The sequence below is a fragment of the Thiocapsa sp. genome, from assembly GCF_035467215.1.
Lineage (GTDB): Bacteria > Pseudomonadota > Gammaproteobacteria > Chromatiales > Chromatiaceae > Thiocapsa.
This window is the reverse complement of the sequence record NZ_DATITZ010000035.1, coordinates 1-4673: the sequence shown is the minus strand read 5'-3', so window position 1 is coordinate 4673 and position 4673 is coordinate 1. Positions and strand designations below refer to the sequence as shown.

The 4673-nt window shown below is 65.9% G+C and carries 6 protein-coding genes; 4 read left to right on the top strand and 2 right to left on the bottom strand.

From position 1 onward, the window contains the following. Both VLR48_RS01890 and VLR48_RS01885 read left to right on the top strand, forming a co-directional pair. Positions 1 to 806: helicase-related protein (locus tag VLR48_RS01890; protein WP_325290154.1), on the top strand; the 806-nt coding region annotated here is incomplete at its 5' end. A gap of 66 nt (positions 807 to 872) precedes the next feature. Next, positions 873 to 1313 carry a DUF29 domain-containing protein gene (locus VLR48_RS01885; RefSeq protein WP_325290153.1) on the top strand — a complete coding sequence of 147 codons (441 nt, stop codon included), beginning with the start codon at positions 873 to 875 and terminating at the stop codon, positions 1311 to 1313. Between the two features lie 38 nt (positions 1314 to 1351). On the opposite strand, the gene VLR48_RS01880 is transcribed toward VLR48_RS01885, so the two are convergent. Further along, positions 1352 to 1624 carry a hypothetical protein gene (locus tag VLR48_RS01880; protein ID WP_325290152.1) on the bottom strand — a complete coding sequence of 91 codons (273 nt, stop codon included), beginning with the start codon at positions 1622 to 1624 and terminating at the stop codon, positions 1352 to 1354. A gap of 211 nt (positions 1625 to 1835) precedes the next feature. Here VLR48_RS01880 and VLR48_RS01875 point away from each other — a divergent pair, with 211 nt between their 5' ends. Beyond that, positions 1836 to 2534 carry a biliverdin-producing heme oxygenase gene (locus VLR48_RS01875; protein WP_325290151.1) on the top strand — a complete coding sequence of 233 codons (699 nt, stop codon included), beginning with the start codon at positions 1836 to 1838 and terminating at the stop codon, positions 2532 to 2534. Then, a complete protein-coding gene (mtgA, locus tag VLR48_RS01870) occupies positions 2534 to 3364 on the top strand; it encodes a monofunctional biosynthetic peptidoglycan transglycosylase (RefSeq protein ID WP_325290150.1) in 831 nt (276 codons plus the stop codon). Before VLR48_RS01875 ends, mtgA begins: the two co-directional genes overlap by 1 nt. 78 nt (positions 3365 to 3442) lie before the next feature. On the opposite strand, the gene VLR48_RS01865 is transcribed toward mtgA, so the two are convergent. Further along, on the bottom strand, positions 3443 to 4495 hold the full coding sequence (locus tag VLR48_RS01865) for a 3-deoxy-7-phosphoheptulonate synthase (RefSeq protein ID WP_325290149.1): 1053 nt from the start codon (positions 4493 to 4495) through the stop codon (positions 3443 to 3445). Positions 4496 to 4673: the final 178 nt, after the last annotated feature.

Genomic DNA, 4673 nt, shown 5'->3' with positions numbered 1-4673 from the left:
TCCAGCACTCGTGCGCCGTCGTCGAGCAGGTGGTGCGCCCGACCGGCCTGGTCGACCCGGAGGTCGAGGTCCGCCCCGCCCTGACCCAGGTCGACGATCTGCTCTCGGAGATCGGGCTGCGGGTCGCCGTCGGCGAGCGTGTGCTGGTCACCACGCTGACCAAGCGGATGGCCGAGGATCTGACCGAGTATCTCAACGAGCACGGCGTGAAGGTCCGCTATCTGCACTCGGACATCGACACGGTCGAGCGCGTCGAGATCATCCGCGACCTGCGGCTCGGCGAGTTCGACGTCCTGGTCGGGATCAATCTGCTGCGCGAGGGGCTGGACATGCCGGAGGTCTCGCTAGTCGCCATCCTGGACGCCGACAAGGAGGGGTTCCTGCGCTCGGAGGGTTCCTTGATCCAGACCATCGGGCGGGCCGCGCGCAACGCCAACGGCAAGGCGATCCTCTATGCCGATCGCATCACCGGCTCCATGGAGCGCGCGATCGGCGAGACCGAGCGACGCCGCGCCAAGCAGATCCTCCACAACACCGCCGAGGGCATCACGCCTCAGACCATCCGCAAGGCGGTCGCCGACATCATGGAAGGCGCCATCCCGGGCGCGCCCATGAAGGCCCGCAACTACGCCAAGGTCGCCGAGGAGATCATCGAGTACGCCAGCCTGACGCCGCAGCAAATGGCCAAGAAGCTCAAGGCGTTGGAGAAGACCATGTACCAGCATGCGAAGAACCTCGAGTTCGAGCAGGCCGCCGCCGTCCGGGATAAGATCAAGGAGTTGCAGGGGCGCGGGCTTGCGGCCTGACGTTTCGGGTTGAAATCGAGGCACCGGGCGCTCGGCCCGGCCCCGTCATTTTATCGGGAGATACCGATGCCAAAAACCGACCTTTACGACGCCGACATCGTCGCCTGGGCCGAACAGCAGGCGCACTGGCTGAGGGTCGGCGCATTGGACCGACTCGACCTCGAGCATCTCGCAGAGGAGATCGAAGACGTGGGCAAAAGTGAACAGCGCGAGCTGGCCAGTCGCCTGTCGCTCCTGCTTGCGCACCTGCTCAAGTGGACATTCCAGCCGGAGCGTCGCGGCAGCAGTTGGCAGCGCACGATCCGCGAGCAGCGCCGAGCCATCAAGGCCAGACTCGACCGAACCCCCAGTCTCAAGGCCATGTTGCGCGACGCGACTTGGCTGGACGAGATCTGGGCCGACGCGGTTGCCGACGCCGTCGGGGAGACGGGACTCTCGGCGTTCCCGGACGACTGTCCGTGGCGGCTGACCGACGTGCTCGAGGTGGATTGGCTACCCCCCGAGTGAGACTGGTCGCGCCGGAACGCGCCAGCCGTCATCGGGGGTCAGCTCAGGACCCCTCGGGTGCCATGCCCCGGCCGACCGATCGCAGGGTAGACCGAAGGACTCGGCGCGTCCGTCACAGGTTGCTTGGGCTTGCGTCGAGGCCGGACCACGCGGGAGCGGCGTCCCGGGCGTTGCGGCTGGACACGCGTGCGCCGCGGCCGCCCATCGGCCTCGTCGGGGACGCGCTCGAAGACCATGCACACAAGGCTCAGGATCACGAAGAGACCGGAAAGGCACAACAGGATGACAAAGAGGTCGGCAAGGGCGTTCATCGTCGGCTCCGCGAGGTTTGCACTGGACGGAACCACAGCATGCCGCGAGGGGTGGCTCAAAACGTGAGCCTGCGGACCCGGATGCGCGACCGTTCGTCGGCCGGGCGCCGTCCGGATGTCTTCCCGAACGACGGTTCGGTGTTTTTCGGGGAGAACAAGGACGGGTGTTAGACTGGCCGCGAGCGCAGAGCGCAGCGAGCCCGAAGAACCCATGCACGACATCCACGACACGACACGACCGACAACCTCCGCGCGACTGGCGATCCTCTTGCGCCACGCGACGGCCGAGACACATGAGGCGGTCGAACGCTTGCCCCTGATGGCCCGACTCACGTCGCCGAGCGTCACCCGCGAGGACTATCTCGATTATCTGCATGCCTTGGCCGGGGTTTACGCGGCCCTGGAAGGCAGCCTGCTCGACGCCTTGGACGAGGAGACCCGCAACGACCTGGGGATTCGGCCCAAGCTGCCGGCGATCCTCGAGGATCTTGCCGAGCAGGGCCAGCCGCACATTCCGCGCACATCGACGCAGCTCGCCCCGGCCGGGTCGGGTACCGCGCTCGGCGGTCTCTATGTCCTGGAGGGTGCGACGCTCGGCGGTCGGGTGATCGCGAAACATCTGCGCCGCTGTCTCGGTCCGGCGCTGGGCTCGGCCGGTTTCCTCGACTTCCACGGCGAGCACTCCTCTGCGGCCTGGAAACGATTCGCGAGCATCCTTGACAGCCTGCCCGCGCACGGTCGCATGGATCCGGCCGAGGTCGTCTCGGGCGCCTGTACGACCTTCGCGGTGGTTCACCGGATGCTCGAAGGCGCGGGGGCGCCGATCGCACCCGCGGGGGCCGGCGCCGGACCGCGGGGTTCGGGGGTCAGATGCCTTGCGGCCTCGGTCGCCGCACACCACGAGGATTGATGAAGGACGAGGAACAAGCGCCGGAGACGACCGGGGTGGACGCCGGATTCGAGGATGGATCCCGGGCGACGCCACGCGAGCCGACGCCGCAATCGCGCGTCTTTTGCATCAAGCCCATCGGCTATGACCGACACCCGCTCAAGCGCGTGGGCCGGTTCCTGCTCAAGGGGCTCGGCAATATGGTACTGCTCACGATCGTGCTCGTCTTGACGCTGCGATGGCTCGACCCACCGGCATCGGCCTTCATGCTGCGGCACGCCTACAATCTTTGGCGACTTGACCAATCACCCCCCTACTACCATCAGACTTGGGTGCCCTGGGATCGTATCTCCCTGCCGACGCGGCTCGCGGCCATCGCCGGCGAGGATCAGCGTTTCCCGACCCACCGGGGTTTCGACCTGGTCGAGATTCGATTGGCCTGGGCCGACTATCGAAACGGCGGTCGCCTGCGCGGAGCCAGCACCATCACCCAACAGGCGGCCAAGAACCTCTTTCTCTGGCCGGGATCGGATCTGCCGCGCAAGCTGCTCGAGGCCTGGTTCACGCTGCTGATGGAGATCTTGTGGCCGAAGGAGCGCATCCTGGAGGTCTATCTGAACATCGTACAGTTCAGCCCCAACACCTACGGGATCGGCGCGGCGAGCCTGCGCTATTTCGATCGGCCGGCGAGCGAGCTGACGATGCGCGAGGCGTCGCTCCTGATCGGCGTGCTGCCTGCGCCCGGACACTATCGTCTGGACCGACCATCGGAACGCCTGGAACGACGCGCGGCCTGGATCAGCGATCAGGCCAGCCGACTCGGCGGGACGCGGTACCTGGAGCGGCTTTAAACCGCGTCATCGATAAGGGCCGTGGATGCACCAAACGCCGAACTCACTCGAAAGTTAGCATCTCGCTCTGGACGCGGTTTAGAGTGCGCGTCGGCGCACCACGGCATCGGCCAGCTCCTGCAGCATCGGCACCGTATCGTCCCAGCCGATGCAGGCGTCGGTGACGCTTTGACCGAAGACCATCCCGTCGCTGCTACCCAGATCCTGACGACCGCCGACCAGGTGGCTTTCGATCATGACGCCCATAATGCCGCGATCCCCGCGCGCGATCTGACCGGCGACGTCCTGGCAGACCCGGATCTGTTTCTCCGGACGCTTGCGGCTGTTGGCGTGGCTGAAGTCGATCATGATCTTGGGCGTCAGGCCGGACTCGATGATCTGCTCCGCGGCCGTGCTCACGCTCTCGGTATCGTAGTTCGGTCGTTGGCCGCCGCGCAGGATGATGTGGGTATCGACGTTCCCGGTCGTGCTGAAGATCGCGGACTGACCTTCCTTGGTGACCGACATGAAGACGTGCGGACGTGCCGCGGCATGGATGGCATCGATGGCGACCTTGACGTCCCCGTTGGTCGCGTTCTTGAAACCCACCGGGCAGGATAAGCCTGAGGCCAGCTCGCGATGGCCCTGGCTCTCGGTGGTGCGCGCGCCGATCGCGCCCCAGCTCACCAGATCGGCGATGTATTGCGGGCTGATGAGATCGAGGAACTCGGTCCCGGCCGGGATCTGCATGCTGTTGAGGTCCAGCAGGAGTTTGCGGGCGATGCCGAGACCCTGATTGATCTCGAAGCTGCCGTCCAGATTCGGATCGTTGATCAGACCCTTCCAGCCGACCGTGGTCCGCGGCTTCTCGAAATAGACGCGCATAACGATCAGCAGGCGATCGCTCAGCGCGTCCCGAACCATCTTGAGACGCTCGGCATACTCGAGCGCGGCGCGGGGATCATGAACCGAGCAGGGACCCGCGACGACCAGCAGACGATCGTCCCGACCGTGGAGGATCTGCTGAATGGCGTGGCGCGTGGAATAGACGGTCTCCGCGGCCGCCTCCGAGATCGGGAATTCCCGGTGCAGCGCGCTCGGGGAGCGGACTTCTTTGATTTCGCGGATGCGCAGATCGTCGGTCTTTTGCATGGTCTGGGATTAAAACGGCGTCGAAAGCCGATGAGTATAGCCCAATCGATCCGGCCTCCGCGCCTCGATGCGCGTGCACGACCCGCGCAACGCGCCGGCACCGGGCGCAATCGCATGCCTGCAAACCGACGCCGCGCGCTTGTTACCGCCCCTCCCCCTCATTCCCCCCGGTAGTCCT